Annotated in this window: 1 protein-coding gene; it reads left to right on the forward strand. The window is 58.5% G+C overall.

Features of this window, described 5'->3' with window-relative positions; translation table 11 throughout:
• Window positions 1-1147, forward strand: a 1147-nt coding sequence (locus tag TU76_RS23835; protein ID WP_048352615.1) for a glycogen/starch/alpha-glucan phosphorylase, incomplete at its 5' end; no start/stop codon positions are given.
• Between the last annotated feature and the right edge of the window lie 202 nt (window positions 1148-1349).

Here is a 1349-nt window from a genome sequence, read left to right on the forward strand (position 1 = left end):
CAGCGTCAACGGTGTGTCCGGGCTGCACACGCAATTGATGCGCAGCACGGTCTTTTCCGAACTGCATGCGCTCTACCCGAACCGGATCAACAACAAGACCAACGGCATTACCTTTCGCCGCTGGCTGTACCAGGCCAATCCGGCCCTGACCTCGATGCTGGTCAAGGCGCTCGGCAAGGAAGTCCTCGATCGGCCCGAGCAAAAACTGATCGAACTGGAACCTTTTGCCGAGCAGCCACAGTTCCGCATCCAGTTCGCCGAGCAACGCCTGAAGAGCAAATGCACCCTGGCGGCGCTGATTCAGGAACGGCTGGGGATCACGGTCAATCCGGAAGCCCTGTTTGATGTGCAGGTCAAACGCATCCATGAGTACAAGCGCCAGTTGCTCAACCTCTTGCACACCGTGGCGTTGTATCAGGCGATTCGGGCCGAGCCGGGAACCAACTGGGTGCCGCGGGTGAAAATCTTCGCTGGCAAGGCCGCCGCCAGTTACCACCAGGCCAAGCTGATCATCAAACTGTCCAACGACATCGCCCGGATCGTGAACAACGACCCAACGGTACGGGGTCTGCTCAAAGTGGTGTTTATCCCCAACTACAACGTCAGCCTGGCGGAAAGCATCATCCCGGCAGCGGATTTGTCCGAGCAGATTTCTACCGCCGGCTACGAGGCTTCAGGTACCAGCAACATGAAGTTCGGTCTGAACGGTGCCTTGACCATCGGCACGCTTGATGGCGCCAACGTCGAAATGTGCGAGCGGGTAGGGGCTGAGAACATGTTCATTTTTGGTCTGACTTCGCGTCAGGTCGAAGCGCGCAAGCGCAGCGGTGAATTCCATGCCGGGCCTGACATTGCGGCTTCGCAACGGCTCGATGAAGTGCTGCAGGCCATCCGCGGTGGCGTGTTCTCATACGACGCTCCCGCACGTTACACCGGGTTGATCGACTCGCTGATCGAATATGACCGGTTTTTGGTGTGCGCTGACTTTGATGCGTACTGGGACGCTCAGATGCGGGTCGAGGCGCTCTGGCACGACAAGGATGCCTGGTGGCGCATGGCAGTATTGAATACGGCACGCATGGGCTGGTTTTCGTCGGACCGGACGATCCGGGAGTACGCGACCGAAATCTGGAAGGCCCTTGAATAGACCTTCTGCCCGCCTCAAACGACTGGGGCATATGCCGTTATTCGGCAGCCCCGGGCGGTTTATTTCACCCGTTAACTGAACCCGCTCGGCCGGATCTGCGTCTGACTAGAAGATTTGCACGACAACACGCGTTAAACTGCGCGGGTTTTTCGCCCTCTCCCCCTTGTTCGGAGCCTTACATGTCCCGCGTTACCCTGAGTCG

The organism is Pseudomonas psychrophila (genome assembly GCF_001043005.1).
GTDB classification, from domain to species: Bacteria; Pseudomonadota; Gammaproteobacteria; order Pseudomonadales; family Pseudomonadaceae; genus Aquipseudomonas; species Aquipseudomonas psychrophila.